Consider the following 18,881-nt stretch of genomic DNA (forward strand, 5'->3'; position numbering starts at 1 on the left):
CCACCCGGTGCTCAGAGCAGGGCTTCGGCGGTGATGGGCAGTTCGCGGATGCGGCGGCCGGTGGCGTTGAAGACCGCGTTGGCGATGGCGGGTGCCACTCCGACGATGACGACCTCGCCGAGTCCCTTGACGCCGATGGGGTCGGCTTCGTAGTCCTCGCCCTCGATGAAGATCGCCTTCAGGTCGGGCATGTCGGCGTGGGTCGGCACGAGGTAGTCGGCGAGGTTGGCGTTGACGATCCGGCCGTCGCGGTGGTCGGTGACGGTCTGTTCGAGGAGGGCCTGGCCGATGCCGCCGGTCATGGCTCCGATGGCCTGGCTGTCGGCGAGTCTCGGGTTGATGATCCGGGCGGCGTCGTACACGCCGACCATGCGCCGGACCCGGACCATGCCGAGGCGGGCGTCGACGGCCACTTCGGCGAAGATCGCGGCGTAGGCGTAAAGGGAGAACTTCTCCGTTTCCGGCGCCCCGGCGTACGAGCCCATCGCTTCGAGGTGGGTGCGGTTGTTGCGGGCCAGGAGGCGCTGGTAGGTCTCCCCGCGTGTGGGCTTGTCCTTCACGTACAGCCGGCCGCCCCGTACGACGATGTCCGCGGCGTCGGCGCCGTACAGCGGTGATTCCTCGTCCTTGACCGCGAGCGTGATCGCCTGCTCGCGCAGTTTGTCGCAGCCGTCCTGGACGGCGGAGCCGACACTGGCCATGGTCTGCGAGCCGGCGTGGACGGGGGCCGGGGGCATGAGGGAGTCACCGAGGCGGAAGGTCACCTGGCGCATGGTCAGGCCGAGGGCGTCGGCGGCGACCTGGCTCATGGAGGTGGCCGTGCCGGGGCCCATGTCGCTGGTCGCGGACTGCACCAGGGCGGTGCCGTCGGCGTCGAGCCGGACCGAGGCCTGGGCCGCGCTGCGCTGGGTGTCGTAGACACCGGCGGCCATGCCCATGCCGATGAGCCAGTCGCCGTCACGCGTCGAGCGGGGCTTGGGGTTGCGCCGGTGCCAGCCGAACTCGCGGGCGCCGGCGCGGTAGCACTCGCGCAGGCGGCGGCTGGAGAACGGCAGACTGGTGGACTCGTCGGCGGCGGGTTCGTTGCGCAGCCGCAGCTCGATCGGGTCCAGGCCCAGTTCGTGGGCGAGCTCGTCCATCGCCGACTCGACGGGGAAGACGCCGCTGGCGTACCCGGGGCCGCGCATGAACCACGGGGTGCCCACGTCCAGCGGGACGTGACGGTAGGCCTGACGGACGTTGGGCGTGCTGTAGAGCATCCGGCCGGGTTCCATGACGTGTTCGCTGTGCCGTTCGTAGCGGGAGCTCTCGGTGCGGATGTCGTGCGCCGACGCGGTCAGGCGGCCCCGCCGGTTGCCGCCGAGGCTCAGTTCGTACTCGTATGCGGGCCGGAATCCCACACCGAAGTACGACTGCCTGCGCGTGAGAACGAGTTTCACGGGGCGTTTCACTTCGCGCGCGGCCATGGCCGCGATGACGGACTGCACGTAGGTACGGGCGGCGTTGCCGAAGGCCCCGCCGACGAACGGCGAGATGACGCGGACGTTGCCCGGCGCGATGCCGAACTCACCGGACAGGGTGCGCACGGCACCTGCCACACTCTGGGACTTCTCCCAGACGGTCAGCCGGTCACCCTCCCAGCGTGCGACGGTGGCGTGCGGCTCCATCGGGTTGTGGTGGTTGCGGGCCATCCGGTACGTCAGGTCCAGCCGGACAGGGGCGGATTCCAAGGCACTGTCGGCGTCGCCGCGCGCATAGGTCTCCGGGTCGTCGGCGGGTTCGGCGGCACTGATGTCGGTCGAGACGGACTCGGCGTCGTAGGAGACCTCCACCAGGCTCGCGGCGTGCTGTGCGACCTCCAGCGTGGTCGCCACCACGACCGCGACGGGCTGACCGAAGAACCGGATGCTGTCGTCCTGGAAGGGACGCAGCCGCCGGCCCGGCGGGAATCCCCCCTGGACGGGCGGCAGCTTGGGCGCGTTGAGGTGACTGATCACCTTCAGGACGCCGGATTCGGCTTCGGCGGCGCGGGCATCGATGCCGGTGACACGGCCCCGGCCGGCACTGCTCTCGACGAGAACCGCGTGCACGACCCCGTCGGGGCTGTTGTCGGCGGCGTACTTCGCTTTCCCGGTCACCCTCAGCCGTGCGTCGACCCGGGGCGCGGCCGCACCGACCGCTGCCTGTGGCTGGCTCATTCGGTGCCTCCTACGGTACGCAGCTGGCGTTCGACCGTGCGTTTGAGCAGCTCGGCCTTGAAGCCGTTGTGGGTGAGGGGGCGTGCCCCGTCGGCCGCGTGCCCGGCGGCCTCGGACCACAGCCGGTCGGAGGGGCGTTCGCCGATGAGGGCCTGCTCGACGGCGGGGAGTTTCCAGGGCACGGTGCCCACTCCGCCGGCGGCGACCCCAGCCTCGCGGATGACGCCGCCACGGATGTGCAGCGCGACCGCGGCCGAGGTGAGCGCGAACTCGTAGGACTGCCGGTCGCGCACTTTCAGGTAGCCGGACTTCAGTGGGCGCGGGTGGGCCGGGATCACCACGGCGGTGATCAACTCCCCGCGTTCGAGGGCCTGTTCGCGGTTCGGGGTGCTGCCCGGCTGGAGGAGGAAGTCGGCGAAGGACACGGTGCGCTCGCCGTCCGGGCCCAGCAGCTGGACGGTGGCCTCCAGAGCGGCGAGGGCGACCGCGAGATCGGAGGGGTGCGTGGCCACGCACTGGTCGGAGGTGCCGAGGACCGCGTGGCTGCGGTTGAATCCGTCCCGCGCCGCGCAACCCGAGCCCGGCTCACGCTTGTTGCAGGCGGCACTCACGTCACGGAAGTACGTGCACCGGGTGCGCTGCATGATGTTGCCGCCGATGGTGGCCATGTTGCGCAGTTGGGCCGACGCACTCAGCTCCAGTGCCTGTGAGACGACCGGGTAGGCGGCGCGCACCGCGGTGTGGGCGGCGGCCTCGGCCATGCTGACCAGAGCGCCGATGCGCAGGCCCCCGCTCCTGGTGACGGTGATCCCGCGCAGCGGCAGCGCGCTGATGTCGACCAGCGTCCCGGGGCGTTCGACGGTCTCCCGCATCAGGTCGACGAGCGTGGTGCCGCCGGCGATGTAGCGCCCGCCGCGCCGACCGGCGTCGAGGGCCTCAGGCGTGTTCATGGCCTTGGTGTAGGCGAAGGGGTGCATGGGGTTCCGCCCTCACTTCCGGCCGGCGGCCTGCTCGACCGCCCGCTCGATCTTCACGTAGCAGCCGCAGCGGCAGAGGTTGCCGCTCATCCACTCCCGGATCTCCTCGTGCGAGCCGGTGTGGCCCTCCTTGATACAGCCGACGCCGGACATGATCTGCCCCGGCGTGCAGAACCCGCACTGGAAGGCGTCCTGGTCGACGAACGCCTGCTGCAGCGGGTGGAGCCGGTCGCCGTCGGCCAGGCCCTCGATCGTGGTGACCTCGGCCCCCTCCAACCGCACGGCCAGCGTCAGACAGGAGTTGACCCGCCGTCCGTCGACCAGGACCGTACAGGCGCCGCAGGCACCGGCGTTGCAGCCCTTCTTCGAACCGGTCAGGTCGAGATGCTCACGGAGCAGGTCCAGCAGCGAGGTGCGGTTGTCGACCGTGACAGTGCGCCGGACACCGTTGACCGTCAGGGAAACGCGACTGCCGGGCGGCGCCTCGGCAGCCCCCGCCTCCTCGGCAGCGACCCCTTCCTCGGCGGCGAGCGCGGGCGGCCCCGCGACCGGGCCGCCGACCATGGCGGCTCCTCCTAGAGCGGTCGTCGTGGCGATGAAGGTACGCCTGGTGGGCGGCGTCGGGGACTCGCCGGGGACAGTCACAACTGGGAAGGGACCTTCGATGGACATGTCCACTCCTCATGGGTGGCGCGGGTGGTTGTCAGAGGCGTACCGACGGCCCTGCCGCTCTGCCTGGGTGCGCCGCGCCCGTTGCCACGGCAGGCAGCTGCTCACAGCGCCGCCAAGGCAAAAAGGGTGGCTGCGCCAGAGGACGTGACGGATTCGGCTCCCAGGGATACGTCGAGCACGTCGCACTTGGCCCTTCGGACCCGGGAGGAACATCGGCCTCCCCCGGTGCGATCACCAGCAAGCATTCACCCTTGTTGATTATCAAGCAAGTGTTGTTGCATCAAGCATCTTTACACTCATGTCACTCGCGACGCCCCTCCGACACACCTGCCGAAGGCCAGGTGGATGCCATCGACGGCCGGGACGGGGCCGGCCGAGTCGCGGCTCGATGCCACCGACGCGATCCCGGACGGCATGCACACGGCGTGCACGCCCAGCCCGATGGGTAATGGAGGTCCGAGGCGCCGCAACTCCTCGTCGGCGCCCACGAGTTCCGGCACCGGCACGTCCGGCTCCACGCGCCTGCGCCCCGTCGGCTCCGCCCTCATCAGGTCCGTGATCACGCCGCTCCGGAGCCCCCATCACGCCGATCCCAGATCGGCAGGGCATCACGATTGAGTTCGGCGAGCACACGGAGCAGCAGGGAATGAACGGCTGCCCGCTCAGCGGGGGCGAGGACCGCGAGCGCTTCCGTGTCGAGTCGTTCCACCACCACCCGCGCCCGATCGGCGAGCCTCGCCCCGCTGTCGGTGACGGTCAGCTGGACGGTTCTGCGGTTCGAAGGGTGATCGTGGCGAGCCAGCAGCCCGCGGTCCACCAGTCCATTGACAGCGGCACCCATCGACTGGGGGGTGATACCGGTCCGACGCGCGATCTCCGCCGCGGAGATTCCCGACGTCCAGACGGCGTGCTGCAGCGCATTGTGCTGCGCGGTCGTGAGGTCGAGCGAACGCAGCGCCCTTTCGAGACGCACTCCCATCACATGCACCATCTGCCACGCCAGGTAGCCCGTGCGCGTGGACGGATCCGTGTGAGTGCGGCTCATGAGTGGGCCCCCGATAGTAAGGCAGCTGATATTTCCATGATAGAACTATAAGGCACCTTACAGCTAGAGATGGAGACACCTCTCCCATGACCACATCACCCACTACTTCCGTCGAGCCGCGCCGCACGCACCATCACCACGCGGTGGACCGCGCTCCGGCGCCGCAGGGCGCCACCGGGATCAGGGGCGTTCTGCTGCCCGTCGCGATCGTGCTGGTCATCGGCTCGATCTTCGTCAGCGTGTTCCTGGCCGCCTTTCACGCCCCGCAGCCCCACGATCTTCCGGTCGCCGTCGTCGGAACGACCCAGCGACTCGAACAGATCACCGGAGGGCTGGAGCTCGGGCAGCCCGGTGGATTCGAGGTGAAGCGCTACACCGACGAGAACGCGGCCCGCCACGCGCTGCAGGACCGCAAGGTGTACGCCGCCTATGTCACCGGCCCCGGTAAGTCCGCCGATTTGCTGTATGCCGGAGCCAACGGCCCTTCTGTGACCTCGACTGTCACCGGCGCCTTCTCCGGTGTCGCCAAGGCGGACGGCGAGCGGATGACCGTGCAGGACGTCGTGCCGGCTTCGGCGGGCGACACCCGCGGCATGTCGGTGTTCTACGCCGGGTTCGGCGTCGTTCTGGCCGGGTTCCTGTTCGGCACGATGACCTACCAGATGGCCCCCCGACTGGAGTACCGGTGGAGGATGGCCAGCCTGGCCTCCTTCAGCGTCCTCGCCGGCGCTGTGGTGGCGGTGATAGCCGGGAGCCTGGGCTTCGCGGCACTGCCCGGCCCCTTCCTGGGCATCGCGGGGGTCATCGCGCTGATCGCCGCGGCCGTCGGCAGCGCGAGCATGGCGTTCATCCGTGTCTTCGGCCGGGCCGGGATGTCGCTGGCCGCCGTGGTCCTGTTCACCTTCGGCAACAGCACGAGTGGCGGCACCCTGCCCACCGCCTACCTGCCGGACTGGCTCCACCCGTTCTCGGAGATCCTCCCGGTGGGAGTCGGAGTGCGCGCCGTCCAGGGCTTGTCCCACTTCAACAACGACGGTCTCACTGCCGGCGTCGTCGTCCTGGTGGCGTGGATCCTGGTTGCCGCCGCGGTGCTCTACTGGCGTGATACCCGCGGGGCAAGCCGCGCAGCCGTCAACTGACCCTGCTCCGTGCCGATCGCCGTTCCCCGGGCTGCCTGTAGGACGGCAGGCGGCATCGGCCCTCGGTCCGTCTCACGAAGGCCCGGCTCCCCGGCCGGTACCACCCTCGCGATCAGCACACCTCGCTCTCGTAGACTGCGGCCGTGACCGACGCGGCGTTCCCCACCACCGGATATCTCACCTGGCAGTTCTCCCAGATCATCGCCGGACGGCTGGAGCGGGCGCTGCGCGCGGAGGACCTCACGTTGGCTCAGCACAACGCTCTGCAGCAGGTCCTCTGGACGCCGGGGGTGTCCGCCGCGGAGATCGCGCGCCGCTCCGGCATCACGGCCCAGTCCATGGGGGCCGCGGTGAGCCGGCTCGTCGAGCGAGGACTGCTGCGACGTGAGCCGCATCCGACCAGCCGCCGCAGCATGCGCCTGTACACGACCGATGAGGGGCAGGCGACGGCCGCTCGTGCCGCGTCGATCGCCCGGCGGATCGAACAGGAGACGACCTCGCCGCTCTCTCCGGATGACAAGGACGCCATTCACCGGCTGCTCTACCGTCTGGTCGAGGAACTGAATCCCGATGCCCTTGCCCTCGACAGCCGCCCCTGAACCGGCCTTGACTGTACGGCGGAGGTTCCTTCCGCTCTTGTCATCCCCGACGCCCCTTGCCGCCTTGAGGACGACATGGCCCTGGGGCCGAGCGATGTCCATCGGCGCATCGCGAGGGAAAGGTCGAAACGTCATGAGCCGTGCCGGGACCCGTCCGCAGACGTACGAATCGACTCGTGGCCGTCCCCGCAGTGAGGCCGTCGAACAGGCCATCCTGGAGGGGGTGATGAGGCTCCTCGAGGACGGCGTCCCGCTGGCCGATCTCTCCGTCGAGCGCATCGCACGCACCGCCGGCGTCGGCAAGGCAGCCATCTACCGCCGCTGGAGCGACAAGGAGGATCTGTTCGTCGACGTCATACGCGCCGCCGAGCCCGCCGAGCCCGCCGAGCCCGGACTCCCCGGCACTTCGATGCGGGACGACCTGATCGTTCTGATGGAGTCACTGCGCCAACGCACTCTGGTCAGCCGCTCGTCGGCGATCCTGCGCAACGCGCACGCCCAGATGAGGAGCAGCCCGAAAATATGGGCCGCTTACCACTCCGGTGTGATCACTCCCCGGCGGAACCTCGGACTGGAGATCCTCCGGCGAGGCCGGCTGAACGGGGAACTTCGTGCGGACGTCGACCCGCACCTGGCCATCGACATGTTCGTCGGCCCCCTGCTCATCCGCTCGTTCGTACACCCCGGCCCCGACCTCCCCGACGGACTGGCCGAACAGATCGTCGACACCGTCCTCCACGGCCTACGGCCCGGAGGCTCCCCGAGTGCTTGACCGGGATGGGCCGCCGCAGAGGATCACCATGCGCCTTGAGTCATGTGCACAGCACGAAGTCCGAGTCGGCTCGTCCGACAGCCGTTGGTGGCAGGTCCCGACGGAGCGGCTCCGCCGGGAGGAAAGCGCCTGCCTCCCAGCGGTTCGGTCGCGGAGCCGCTGTGCGGAACCACGGCCCGCCGGCCGCATGTGAACGGGGCTAACTCCGGGCGGCGAACGCGGCGGCCGCTTCCTCGAAGGACGCGGGTTCGCGGCCGAGCAGCATCCGCAGGACATTGCTGTTGCCGTGCAGGCCGTGCCGGTCGTAGTCCTGCCACATGGCACGCATGTCGGGGCCCCGGGACAGGTCGTCGGCAACTCCCGGCCCCAGAACATCTCGATTCCGCGCCATTCCAGAAGCTGGGGGCTGTAGACCGTGTCCCCGAAGGCTTCGCGGACCTCCTCGCCGGACCAGTAGGGGATGTCTTCCACGGGGACCTGCTGAAACAGCTTGTCGAACCATTGCCGGAGATGGACGTCGGAGTTGATGCGTGCGGTGAACGCCGGCCCTTTCAGGACCGACTCGGCCAGCACGATGCGGCGGCCCGGCTTCATCACGCGCAGCAGGTCCCTGGCCGTCTCCTCCCAGTCGTCGCAGTGCTGGGTCGCCTGGAGCACTGCGACGCAGTCGTACTGCTCGTCGGCCTTCGAGTCGGCGTAGTCCCAGCGCCAGCAGCCGGTCTGGCCGTTGCGTCCGGGGAGCCGGCCCATGACCGCCTTCCGACCCTCGTGGATGATCTCCACCTCGTCCACGGCGCCGTCCGGGCCCACGATCTTCCGTATGTCCTCCACCCACCCCGCGGGACCGATGCCCTCGCCGATGAGCAGGACCTTGTCCCCGGCGCGGAGTTCGAGGAGACCATAGATGATTTCGGAGATCGGCCGGGCAAGCTCCCTCCAGATGTAGGGCAGCCCGCCGGCGATCGACACGGCGGTCCCCCACTTGTGCTGCACGGTGCTGTCGTAGACTTCCTTGCCGAAAATCTCCGCGTCCCACGGCTGGGTGTGGTCCCACGGGTTTCCGCCGCCGAAACTGCTCCTGGGGTCGCTGCTCACCTGAATGCCTCCGACGAATGGGCCGTCACACGTGCGATGGCCGCAGAATTGACGTTCCTGACTTCGCGGACGCCACGGCTCCGGCGTCCTCGGGATGACCTCCGCGCGTCAGGCGCAGGTGTTCACGAGGGTGCCGATGCCTTCGATCTCGATCCGGACCTCGTCACCGCTTCGGAGGAACAGGCCTTGTTTGTGCCCGACGCCGGCCGGTGTGCCGGTGGCGATCACGTCGCCGGGTTCGAGGGTCGTCTGCCGCGACAGGTAGGAAACCAGCGCGGAAACCGGGTGGATGAGCTGGGAGGTACGCGCGTCCTGGCGGAGCTCGCCGCTGACCCAGGTACGCAGGTGCAGGTCATCGGGATCGGCGAACTCGTCGAGCGTGGCCAGGGTGGGGCCCATGGGGGTGAAGGTGTCGAAGCTCTTGGCCGCGGTGACGTTGGCGGCCCGGCCGGGAACCCGCCCCTTCTGGACATCGCGCGCGCTGACGTCGTTGCAGATCGTGAAGCCGGCGACGAACGAGTACGCGTCCGCCTCCTGCACGTCGGTGGCGCGCCTGCCGATGACGACGGCGAGTTCGCCTTCGTAGTCGACCTCGTCCGGGGCCGCCTTCGGGAAGCGGATCCGCTCCCCCGTGCCGATCACCGAGGACGGAGCCTTCAGAAAGATGACCGGGTGCTTTGCCGTGCCGGTGTAGCCCACCTCGGTGCGGTGACCGGCGTAGGCGTAACCCACCGCCCAGATCTTGGAGGGTTTCGGCACGGGGGCGATGAGCTGGGCCTGGGCCATGGGTACGCGGTCACGGACCGCGGCCGTGGCGATGGAGGCGATGTCGAGGCCGGCCTGCAGAGCGGCACCGAGGTCCGTCGCGTCGAGGTCGAGGAGGGCGACGGTCTGGCCGTCGTCATCGAGTCTGCCGATGCCCTTGGCCGTACTGACGAGCCTGGTCACAGGGCCACCGCCTGGTTGTCCAGGCGCAGCAGCTCGTCCTTGGAGTCACCGGCACGGTAGCGGGCGACGAAGCGGTCGGGGTCGAGCTCCAGGCCGGAGGGGTTCGCCGCGAAGACGGGGCCGGACATGAAGGCGACCTCCTCCTCGGTGGTGGCGAAGTTGGCGCAGGAGAACTCGACGATGTTCCCGTCCGGGTCCCGGTAGTAGAAGCTGGTGGCCTGGCCGTGGTTGGCGGCGCGGTGCGGGCGCACGCCCATGGACGACATGTGCTCGAACTGGGCGACCAGTTCGCCCAGCGAGCCGACACCGAACTGGAAGCGATGCAGGCCCGGCCCGGAGGCGTCGGTCCCGATCAGGCTGTCGATGCCGAACAGTGCGAGGACCTGGCTGTGCGAGGCCTCGTGCACACGGAAGAAGCCCAGTCGGACGTCGACCGCTCGCTCGGGCATGCCCGCGGGCCGCGGCGGGGCCTCGGGGTCCGGGGTCCGGGGTCCGCTGGTAGACCGGGCCGTGTCCCAGTACGTGGGTGTAGTAGGCGCACATGTCGTCGTAGCGCCCGGTCTTGAGGACCAACTCCGACAGCTGCAGCGCGACTGCTTGTGTCCTGGTGGCCGCGGGGGCGGCCGTGCTCCGGGGGGTTGTCGTCATTGTGGGGGTCTCCTTGCCCGTCAGACGGTGGGGTGCAACGGCCTCGACGCACGGTGAGTGATCCGCCATTCCCCGCCGGCGTAGCGGAGCCGGTGAACGGTGTTGAGGACGCGGTCCAGGATGTAGGCGCCGTCGGGCTGCCGGACGTGCAGCAGAACCATGGCCCGCAACTCGATGCCCTTGGCGTCGCTTCCGTCGTCCTGACCGGTGACGACCTCGTTGGCGAGCACATGGACGGTCTGGCGTCCGGTGTCGGCCTCCCGCGCCTTCAGGAAGCCGAGTATCTCGTCACGCCCCCGGAAGACCCGGCCCGTGTGCCTCGAACTCGGCGTCATCGGCGAAGGCACCGATCCCGGAGGTGGCGCGACCGCTGTCGATGTCCCGGTGATAGCTGACGACAGGGCTCGGCAGGTGCCCACAGCATCGCTTCGATCGGTCGGAGACATCACGACGATCTCCCATCTCTTGAACAGGGGTCAAGCGTAGCGCCGCACCCCTTTCAACGATAGGCGCGTGTTTCGCCAGGACTTCCACAGAACGACTCGCGCATGCGACTCTGACTTGAGTTCAAGAGATTGGGTCCTGCTGACCCAAGCCCGTACTGGAGGAAGGGACCCCTGTGTCTGACCGGAGCGAAACAGCCGGATCTCGGCGTGTCCTAGTCGTGGGGGCGGGGCCTGTGGGTCTCTCGCTCGCGATCGAGCTGGGGGGGCGCGGTGTACCGGTGACAGTGATCGATCAAGGCGACGGCCGCGTGCCCTTCCCGGCGGGCGAGGCGATCTTCTCCCGCACCATGGAACACCTTCGGCGCTGGGGCCGTGCGGAGGAAGCGCGCGCGGAGTCGGCACCGCCCACGGACTACCCGCACCGTACGGTGTTCGCCACATCAGTGACGGGACACGTACTCGCCGAATTCGATCACGGGGTCACGAACCGATCCCCCGGCGTCTACGGCCCGCTGACGCCGGAGGGGCCCGCGTTCCTGTCCAAGTTCTCGTTCCTGCCGCTGCTCGAACGGACGGCGCGAAGCCTGCCCGGCGTCGAGATCAGGTTCGGGACGCGCCTGGAGACGTTCGAGCAGGACTCCGACGGTGTCCTCGCCGTGGTGCGTGACCTGGAGAGCGGCGCCTCCGAGACCCTGGCCGGCGCGTACCTCGTGGCCTGTGACGGTGGCCGTAGCGCCGTCCGGCGAACGCTGGGCATCGAGTTCGAGGGCATGTTCGCGCAGGGCCAGAACTTCGCGGTGCATTTCCGTGCGCCGCAACTGCTGGACCTGCTCAAGGAGCGGTCGGGCGGCCCGGCGGTGCAGATCCACACGCTGTCGTCGCCGCGCAGGCCGTACATCACGGTGGTCAACGGCGTGGACGAGTGGCGGCTCTCCGTCTACCTGGACGAGGAGCCCGAGCCCGGGGACGCGGTCGCCTGGGTGCACGAAGCCGTCGGGGCGCCCATCGACGTGGAGATCCTCACCGCGCAGCCCTGGAGCGGGCACTGCGTCGTGGCCCGCAGCTACCGTGCGGGCCGGGTGTTCCTCGCAGGCGACGCGGCGCATCTGCTGTGGCCCAAGGGGGGCTTCGGCGCCAACACCGGGATCGGCGACGCCGTGGACCTCGGCTGGAAACTCGCCGCGGTCCTCCAGGGCTGGGGCGGCCCCGGGCTGCTCGACAGCTACGAACCGGAGCGGCGGCCGATCGCCGTCCGCAACGTCACGGAAGCGTCGAGCAACTGGACGTCCGACTCCCGGCTCACACCCGATGCCGTGCTCTACCGCGCGGACGCGGAGGGCGAACGGGCCCGCGATGAGATGGGCGAGCTGATCCGCCGGTCGAGGGGCAAGGAGTTCCGCTGCACGGGCGTCCAGCTCGGGTACCGCTACAGCGGCTCCCCGATCTGCGTGCCGGACGGCACCCCGGAGCCGCCCGACGAGCCGGACGACTACGTCCCGTCGACGTGGCCCGGTTGCCGCGCACCGCACCTGTGGATGCCCGACGGCAGCTCGGTGCTCGACCACTTCGGCCGCGGCTTCGTGCTGGTGATCTCGGGGTCGGCGGACCCGTCCGCGCTGGTGAAGGCCGCGGCGCAGCGTGGCGTGCCGTTGACCTTGCTGCGCCTGGCCGATCCGGCCGCGGCGAGGCTCTACGAGCGGCCGCTGGTCCTGGTCCGCCCCGACGGGCACGTCGGGTGGCGGGGCGAGCGGGCCCCCGCCGACTCCGTCGCGGTGTTCGACCGGCTGCGCGGGCAGAGGTCGGAAATCCGGCCGCGGGTTCACTCACGGTGACACGGGCGGCCGCGGCGGAAGTCGGTACTCGCCGACTCCGACCCGCCGCGGTCCAGCCGTCACGCCCTCTTGACCGGTGAACGCCCCGCCAGGACGGACTCCATCAGGAGGCGGATCATCTCGTGTGCCGGTCTGTTCCGGTCGTTGGGCACGTTCGCGCCTTCGAACACGGCGACCACGGTATCGCGGAGGAGCGCGGCATCGATGTCCGGGTCGCCGTCGAGGCCGCGCTCGGCCATGACCTCGTCGACCAGTCCGACGATCCAGCCCAGGAAGGTGTTGTGGGCGGCCCGAACCGCCTCCGAATGCGGAAGTCGGTCGTGCATGGCCTGGTGCAGCGGCCGGGAATAGCGCATGTCGGACAGCCCGCGCACCAGCCGGCTCAGCGGGTCGGCGCCCGCCTGCTCCGCGCTGAGGGTGCGGATCTCCCGGCTGAGCATCCGGTCCATCACCGCGGCGAAGATGTCGTCCTTCGAGGCGAAGTACCAGTAGACATTGCCCCTGGCCACACCGGCGGCGGCACTGATGTCGGCCATCGTGGTCTTGGCGTAGCCCTTGGCCAGGAAAAGCTCGGTGGCCGCGGCCAGCAGATCACCCGCCCGTTCTTCACGGGGAATCTGTTGGCGGTTCCGCGGCATCCCGGGCTCCTCTGATGTGTTCGGCTCGTCACAACTGAGTGTAGACAGCGAGCGGAACCGGCCTGACGGCGAGGAAGGGGTCTTGGCGAGAGACAGATGGCTCGTTCTGTGGGAGTGGCGAGCCGGCCTCTGTTGGCCGACTCGGTGGAACCGTTCCTGGCCCATGGCGACGGCGGCACGACGGTGCCGGGCATCCCGGAAGCCTGCGAGATGGTGCCAGGACGATTTTTCCGCCGGTGTGACCGCTCATGACCTGGCGATGGGCGGCGGCGGCTTCGCCGAGCGGGTAGCTGCCGGCGATCAGGACGCGCAGTCGCGCGGCCTCCGCGGCCTCGGTGAGCCGCAGGCGGGCGGCGGCACGGACGTCCGTGCCCGGATCCGGGCCGGGCCCGCCGCCGAGGAGCTTGATACCGGCCTGGGCGCCGCGCGCGAAGCCCGCGATGGTGGCGATACGGGAACGGTCCGCCACGAGTTCCACCGAGACGTCCACCGCCTCGTCGGCGCCCACCAGGTCGGCCGCCGCGCGGACGCCCTCCGGCGATGCCGCGTGTACCCGGTCTGCCAGACCCGGCCCGTACGCGATCGGGACCGCTCCCAAGGTCGCGCAGCAGGTCGTGCTTGCCGAAACGGCGTTGCCGAAACGCCTACGGCCGGACCGACAGGCTGGGCACCTGCGTTCCGCCGAGGGACGACGCCACGGACCGATGCGAGAGTCAGGTCGGACACCCGGTCGTCATGGGCGCTCGGGGACACGGCCGGATCGTGTACGTCTCCAGCACCGTGGCCGGCCGGTCATCTGTGTGCCGCCTTCGACGATCTCGTGGGAGGCGCGCACCGGGCAGGCGTCCTGCGTGCCGATTTCGTCTCCGCCGACCGTGGCGGGCAGTGGGGCGGGTTCATTCATGTCGCCGTGCTCCCGCCGCCGTGCCCGTCCCTGCCGCCGGCACGAAGGTCGAATTGCGCAATCGCACCTTCCCGCCGGCCCAAAGGGGGGAGGAATCGCCTACCCGGAGAATGCCAGGGAGGGGAGATTTTCTTACCCCTCACAGCGCGCTCTTCCGATGCAAAGCTTGGTCGCACACCGACCAAGACATTTCGAGGAGCCCCTCACCATGTCCGATTCCGGCCGGGACTCCACCACGGGCAGTGAGGGCGACATCAGCCGGCTGGGCTTCTTCCTGGGTGCTCGGGTCGCGTGCCGGGCCGCGGTCTTCCGCGCGGGACGGGCCGCTCTCGCCGCCTGATCACCAGGCCTTTCCTCCCCGTATCCGATTCCGATCCACCCCCCACCTTCCGCAAGGAGCCACCCATGTCCGACTCCCCGAACCTCGCCCTCATCCGCCGGCTCTACGAATCCGGAATGGCCCCGGAAGTCACCGCCGAGGTCATGGCGCCGGACCTCGTGTGGGACATCACCCCCGGCTTCCCCAACAGCGGCGTCTACCACGGCTGGGACAGCGCGGCGAAGGACTTCTTCGGCAGGACGATGCCGAACTACGAGTCCTTCGGGGCGGTGGCGGAGGAGTTCTACGCCGACGACGAAGGCCATGTCTTCGTGTTGGGGCACTACCACGCCCAGACGAAGACCGGGAACAAGGCCGACGTCCGCTTCATCCACCTGTGGACCGTCCGCGACGGCAGGGCCGTCAGCATGCGCCAGGCCGCCGACAGCCACGTCCTGCAGGAAGCCCTCAAGGGCTGAAGCCCCCCACCCATTTCATCAGGAGCAGACCATGGCGAAGATCCTCTTCGTGATCACCGCGTCCGACCACTGGACGCTGGCCGACGCAACCCGGCAGCCGGCCGGCTTCTGGGCCGAGGAAGCAATCGGCCCCTACCAGGTCTTCAGGGAAGCCGGATACCAGATCGCGGCGGCGACACCCGGCGGCGTGCCGCCCACGGCGGACGCGCTCAGCCTCACCGCGGAGTTCAACGGCGGCGAGGAAGGCGCGCAGCGCATGCGCACCGCCCTGCGCGAGGCGAGCGAGCTCGCGCACCCGATGCGCATCGAGGACGTGAACATCGACGACTACGCGGCGGTGTTCTACCCCGGCGGCTGGGGCCCGATGGAGGACCTGCCCGACGACGCCGCCTCCGGCCGGCTGCTCACCCAGTGGCTCGCCTCGGGCAAGCCGGTGTCCCTGGTGTGCCACGGCCCCGCGGCGCTGCTGGCCACCATCGGTGCGGACGGCACGTCGCCGTTCGCCGGCTACCGGATGACCGGCCTGTCCAACGCCGAGGAGAAACTCAACGGTCTCGCGGACCGCGCGAAGTGGCTGCTGCAGGACCGCCTCGTCGACGAACTCGGCGCCGACTACCGTGAGAGCGAGCCGTTCGCCCCGCACGTCGAGACCGACCGCACCCTGTACACCGGCCAGAACCCGGGCTCCGCGGTCCCGCTGGCCCACGAGCTCGTCAGGGCACTGGCGGGCTGACACCACAGCCGTGTGATCCCTCGGCGGCCCGGCACGCACCCCGGGCCGCCGAGTCCACCACGATGAAAATGCGTACCTGAGCCAGGCCACCATGGGTGGAATCCCTCCCCCCTCACAACCCCGGGCTTCTGTGCGAGGCTGCAAGTCATGAACCGCAATCCTCATCTGAACGAGCTGGGTGAGTTCCTCAAGGCCCGCCGCGCCGAGGTCAGCCCTTCCCAGGTCGGACTCCGCGAGGGGCAACGGCGGCGGGTGAGCGGTCTGCGCCGCGAGGAAGTAGCCCTGCTCGCCGCGATCAGCACCGAGTACTACACACGGATCGAACAGGGCCGCCTCCAGGCATCGGCACCCCTTTTGAACGAGATCGCCCAGGCACTCCGCCTCAACGACGACCAGCGCACCTACCTCTTCGACCTCGCGGCGAAAGGGACGCCGCGCCCACCCACCTCGGGCGACCGTCAGCAGGTGGACACACAGCTGCAGCGCATGCTGGACGACCTCACCGCCTCCCCCGCCTTCGTCATCGGCCGGCGCACCGACATCCTGGGCTGGAACCGGCTCGCCGCCGCCCTGTGGACCGATTTCGGACGCTACCCGCAACAGGAACGCGTATTCGTCCGGCTGCTGTTCACCGAACCCTGGATGCGCGAGCTGTACACCGACTGGGAAGAAGTCACCCGGCTGGCCATCGCCCAGCTGCGCATGGAAAGCGCACGCTACCCCGGCGACGAGCGCCTCACCACCCTGGTCGAGGAACTCTCCACCCGCGACGCACAGTTCCGGCAGTGGTGGACCGCACACGACGTCGCCATGCGCGGCAAAGGCGTCAAGAAACTCCGTCACCCCGTGATCGGCGACCTCACACTCGACTGGAACACCCTCACCTGCGGCACAGACCCCGACCAGCACATCATCGTATGGAACGCCGAACCCGGATCCCCCTCCCACGACGGACTACGCCTCCTGGCCTCCTGGGCCGCAGACCACAAACGGACCTCGTCCGACACCGTCGCGTAGAACTCCCCCGGATCACCGTTCAGAAATCGACTGCCCTGAGTGCCCGGTTTCGGCAGCCAGGCGCTTCTCCAAGGAGGAGAAGGACCATCATGGCCACGCCGGACAAGCCGACGCGATCGCCGGCTGTGACCGAATCCGTAGCCCTCACGCCACCCACCGCGCAACGGAAGTTCATGACACGCGGACTGACCTTCCTCTTCGCGGTGGCGGGCGGCGCCGCCGTGGGGAACCTGTACTGGGCGCAGCCGTTGCTCGACTTCATCGCCGAGGACCTGAACGCCTCGACCGCCGCTGCGGGGTGGCTCGTCACGGCCACTCAGATCGGCTACGCCGCCGGCATCCTTCTCCTCGTGCCGCTCGGTGACGTACGGGACCGGCGAAGGCTCATCCCCACGATGCTGTTGTGCTCAGCGATCGCGTTGCTCCTGTGCGCGCTGGCACCCTCGTTCGGCATGCTGCTGGTCGCCATCACCCTGCTGGGGGTGACGACCGTCTCCGGGCAACTGCTCGCTCCGCTCGCCGGCGACCTGGCCGACGACGCCAACCGCGGCCGTGTGGTCGGGACCGTGGTGTCGGGCATCCTCATCGGCATCCTGGTGTCCCGGACGGTCAGTGGTCTGATCGCCGGTGCTGCCGGGTGGCGCACCATCTACGTCGTGGCGGCGGCCGTCGCCGTATTGTTCGCGGCGCTGATGTACCGCGCGATCCCTTCACTCCCGCCGAAGAACCGCATGCCCTACCCGGCACTCATCGCCTCCGTCTGGACGGTCGTACGACGTGAGCCCACCGTGCGCTGGACGCTGGTTCTGGGGTCGACGGCGTTCGCCGCGTTCACGATGTTCTGGACGTCGCTGACGTTCCTGCTCAGCGCCCCGCCCTTCAGCTATTCCGTGACCGGGATCGGACTCTTCGGGCTCCTCGGCGTGGCGGGTGCCCTCGCCGCCCAACGGGCCGGCCGCCTGCACGACCGCGGGCTGTCGGTGCCCGCGACCGGAATCGCGTGGACCCTGCTTCTGGTGTCGTTCGTCCTGGCGGCGTTCGCCGGGCGCTCCGTGGTGCTTGTCGTGGTCGTGATCGTCCTGCTCGACATAGCCGTCCAAAGCGTCAACCTCCTCAACCAGTCGCGGATGTTCGCCGTCTCGAACGAGGCACGCAGCAGGCTCAACACGGCCTTCGTCACGAGCAACTTCCTCGGCGGCGCCATCGGCTCGGCCGCAGCCTCGGTGCTGTGGACGACGGGCGGCTGGACGGCAGTGACGATCGCGGGCATGGTCCTCAGCGGCTTCGCCCTCGTCGTGTGGGCACTGGGTCGCCGGGGCCCGCTGGCCGTTCCGCCCTCTGGATGATCCTGCGGCATCGCATCTCGCCCCATGGGTATGAGGGGAAAGGTTCCTTCACCCTCATGCCCGTATCCCAGCCAAGAACCTTGCCCTATCGCGATGTCGGCGTGCGAGTGTTCGGTGTCGAGAAGCAGCCAGTCGAAGCCTGCGCCGGCGACGATCTCTGCCGGATACGGGTCGGCCAGCGAGCACCACACGCCGATCAGCTGCTCGCCTCGGGCCAGCGCCGCTTTGAACACGTTCGCCGGCAGGGGCCACTGGCCCGGTGCGGGCCGCGATGCGCCGGGCGGCGGATTGTTCACGGTCACCGGAACGCCACCCCGATCGAACCCAACGGTCCGAAATCGGCGTGGATACGGCTGCGCAGGACACCGGACAGGATCTGGCGTGGCCGGTTCATCGGCCCTCGACGAGCCAGAGGAGTCCATCAGTGCCTGCCACCATGCCGGGTCCGCGCATCGCCATCGTCGGGGGTGGCATCGGTGGTCTGGCCGCCGGTGCCCTCCTATGCCGCACGGGTTGCCTGCCACCCGCTTCGAACAGGTGGTCACGCTGGCCGTCGTCGAGATGCAGGACACGAACAAGGGGGGCGAGCACCGATGCCGGCACGGGGGGACACCCCCTGCTCCCATCGCGCGTAGCGGTCGGCGCTGACCCCCACGAGCTGGCGACCACATCCCGGCGCGTCCTGAGGAATTCTCCCATTTCGGCCAAATGCGCTTTGCTGTACACAGCAGCTAGCCTCTCAGCGCTCGACAGGAAAGCGAGGGGGGAAGTTTCTCCCAATTTTGGGCCGTCGCGTTTGCTTTTCCTGAGTGAGCGAGGCCAAGAATTCCTGGTGATTATTGCGGTCAGATCAGGTCACCGCCCGGTCGGCTGCGGACTCGACGAGGTGACGGGCGGCCCACAAGGCGAGAGTGCGCGGTCGGTCGTACGACGACGTCCGGGCTCCGCAGTCCGGACGACAAGTTCGTGATCGGGATCCGTGCCGCAGGTGAGGGTGCCCGTCGAAAGCGTCGCCGGTCATGACGGGTCTCGCACCGCTCGGTCCGCGCGAGGGGGGTAAGGATTCCTCCCCTG

Annotated in this window: 19 protein-coding genes; 9 read left to right on the forward strand and 10 right to left on the reverse strand. The window is 69.3% G+C overall.

Translation table 11 applies throughout. The features are described from left to right. Positions 1-11: 11 nt before the first annotated feature. From OG622_RS08865 to OG622_RS08880, 4 genes are all read right to left on the reverse strand, one after another. Positions 12-2,198: a xanthine dehydrogenase family protein molybdopterin-binding subunit gene (locus tag OG622_RS08865; protein ID WP_371574622.1), complete on the reverse strand. Its 2,187-nt coding sequence runs from the start codon at positions 2,196-2,198 to the stop codon at positions 12-14. Next, entirely contained in the window at positions 2,195-3,175 is a 981-nt protein-coding gene (locus OG622_RS08870) for a xanthine dehydrogenase family protein subunit M (protein WP_371574624.1), read from the reverse strand. The genes OG622_RS08865 and OG622_RS08870 overlap by 4 nt, the downstream gene beginning before the upstream one ends. Positions 3,176-3,187: 12 nt before the next feature. Beyond that, positions 3,188-3,847: a (2Fe-2S)-binding protein gene (locus OG622_RS08875; RefSeq protein WP_371574625.1), complete on the reverse strand. Its 660-nt coding sequence runs from the start codon at positions 3,845-3,847 to the stop codon at positions 3,188-3,190. A 559-nt stretch (positions 3,848-4,406) separates the two neighbouring features. Continuing rightward, positions 4,407-4,892 carry a MarR family winged helix-turn-helix transcriptional regulator gene (locus OG622_RS08880; RefSeq protein ID WP_371574627.1) on the reverse strand — a complete coding sequence of 162 codons (486 nt, stop codon included), beginning with the start codon at positions 4,890-4,892 and terminating at the stop codon, positions 4,407-4,409. 86 nt (positions 4,893-4,978) lie between these two features. Here OG622_RS08880 and OG622_RS08885 point away from each other — a divergent pair, with 86 nt between their 5' ends. From OG622_RS08885 to OG622_RS08895, 3 genes are all read left to right on the forward strand, one after another. Further along, a complete protein-coding gene (locus OG622_RS08885; protein ID WP_371574628.1) occupies positions 4,979-6,031 on the forward strand; it encodes an ABC transporter permease in 1,053 nt (350 codons plus the stop codon). Positions 6,032-6,174: 143 nt separating this feature from the next. Continuing rightward, complete coding sequence (locus OG622_RS08890; RefSeq protein WP_371574629.1) at positions 6,175-6,630, forward strand: MarR family winged helix-turn-helix transcriptional regulator; 456 nt, start codon at positions 6,175-6,177, stop codon at positions 6,628-6,630. A 133-nt stretch (positions 6,631-6,763) separates the two neighbouring features. Continuing rightward, positions 6,764-7,402 (forward strand): TetR/AcrR family transcriptional regulator, encoded by a 639-nt coding sequence (locus tag OG622_RS08895; protein ID WP_371574630.1) that lies wholly within the window; start codon positions 6,764-6,766, stop codon positions 7,400-7,402. Here OG622_RS08895 and OG622_RS08900 read toward each other — a convergent pair. The 4 genes from OG622_RS08900 to OG622_RS08915 all read right to left on the reverse strand — a co-directional run bounded on the left by OG622_RS08900 (position 7,373) and on the right by OG622_RS08915 (position 10,428). Next, positions 7,373-8,497: a hypothetical protein gene (locus OG622_RS08900; protein WP_371574632.1), complete on the reverse strand. Its 1,125-nt coding sequence runs from the start codon at positions 8,495-8,497 to the stop codon at positions 7,373-7,375. The genes OG622_RS08895 and OG622_RS08900 overlap by 30 nt on opposite strands. A gap of 108 nt (positions 8,498-8,605) precedes the next feature. Further along, entirely contained in the window at positions 8,606-9,445 is an 840-nt protein-coding gene (locus tag OG622_RS08905; RefSeq protein WP_371574633.1) for a fumarylacetoacetate hydrolase family protein, read from the reverse strand. After that, on the reverse strand, positions 9,442-9,894 hold the full coding sequence (locus OG622_RS08910; RefSeq protein ID WP_371574634.1) for a VOC family protein: 453 nt from the start codon (positions 9,892-9,894) through the stop codon (positions 9,442-9,444). The genes OG622_RS08905 and OG622_RS08910 overlap by 4 nt, the downstream gene beginning before the upstream one ends. 219 nt (positions 9,895-10,113) lie before the next feature. After that, positions 10,114-10,428: a nuclear transport factor 2 family protein gene (locus OG622_RS08915; protein WP_371574635.1), complete on the reverse strand. Its 315-nt coding sequence runs from the start codon at positions 10,426-10,428 to the stop codon at positions 10,114-10,116. Positions 10,429-10,712: 284 nt separating this feature from the next. On the opposite strand from OG622_RS08915, the gene OG622_RS08920 reads away from it, so the two are divergent. Beyond that, a complete protein-coding gene (locus OG622_RS08920) occupies positions 10,713-12,371 on the forward strand; it encodes an FAD-dependent monooxygenase (RefSeq protein WP_371574637.1) in 1,659 nt (552 codons plus the stop codon). Positions 12,372-12,430: 59 nt separating this feature from the next. On the opposite strand, the gene OG622_RS08925 is transcribed toward OG622_RS08920, so the two are convergent. Beyond that, the gene (locus OG622_RS08925; protein WP_371574639.1) at positions 12,431-13,009 is read right to left on the reverse strand and encodes a TetR/AcrR family transcriptional regulator; all 579 of its coding nucleotides are present in this window, start codon (positions 13,007-13,009) and stop codon (positions 12,431-12,433) included. A 28-nt stretch (positions 13,010-13,037) separates the two neighbouring features. Then, complete coding sequence (locus tag OG622_RS08930) at positions 13,038-13,607, reverse strand: zinc-binding dehydrogenase (RefSeq protein WP_371574642.1); 570 nt, start codon at positions 13,605-13,607, stop codon at positions 13,038-13,040. Positions 13,608-14,121: 514 nt separating this feature from the next. Between OG622_RS08930 and OG622_RS08935 the strand changes: the two genes are divergently transcribed. The 5 genes from OG622_RS08935 to OG622_RS08955 all read left to right on the forward strand — a co-directional run bounded on the left by OG622_RS08935 (position 14,122) and on the right by OG622_RS08955 (position 17,807). After that, complete coding sequence (locus OG622_RS08935; protein WP_371574644.1) at positions 14,122-14,253, forward strand: hypothetical protein; 132 nt, start codon at positions 14,122-14,124, stop codon at positions 14,251-14,253. A 65-nt stretch (positions 14,254-14,318) separates the two neighbouring features. After that, positions 14,319-14,711 carry a nuclear transport factor 2 family protein gene (locus tag OG622_RS08940; RefSeq protein ID WP_371574646.1) on the forward strand — a complete coding sequence of 131 codons (393 nt, stop codon included), beginning with the start codon at positions 14,319-14,321 and terminating at the stop codon, positions 14,709-14,711. Between the two features lie 31 nt (positions 14,712-14,742). Then, positions 14,743-15,444, forward strand: a complete 702-nt coding sequence (locus OG622_RS08945; RefSeq protein WP_371574648.1) for a type 1 glutamine amidotransferase domain-containing protein — start codon at positions 14,743-14,745, stop codon at positions 15,442-15,444. A gap of 147 nt (positions 15,445-15,591) precedes the next feature. Beyond that, complete coding sequence (locus OG622_RS08950; RefSeq protein WP_371574650.1) at positions 15,592-16,461, forward strand: helix-turn-helix domain-containing protein; 870 nt, start codon at positions 15,592-15,594, stop codon at positions 16,459-16,461. Between the two features lie 173 nt (positions 16,462-16,634). Beyond that, positions 16,635-17,807, forward strand: coding sequence for an MFS transporter (locus tag OG622_RS08955; RefSeq protein WP_371574652.1), 1,173 nt, complete (start codon positions 16,635-16,637; stop codon positions 17,805-17,807). Positions 17,808-18,881 lie beyond the last annotated feature (1,074 nt).

The organism is Streptomyces sp. NBC_01314, from assembly GCF_041435215.1.
Classification (GTDB): Bacteria; Actinomycetota; Actinomycetes; order Streptomycetales; family Streptomycetaceae; genus Streptomyces.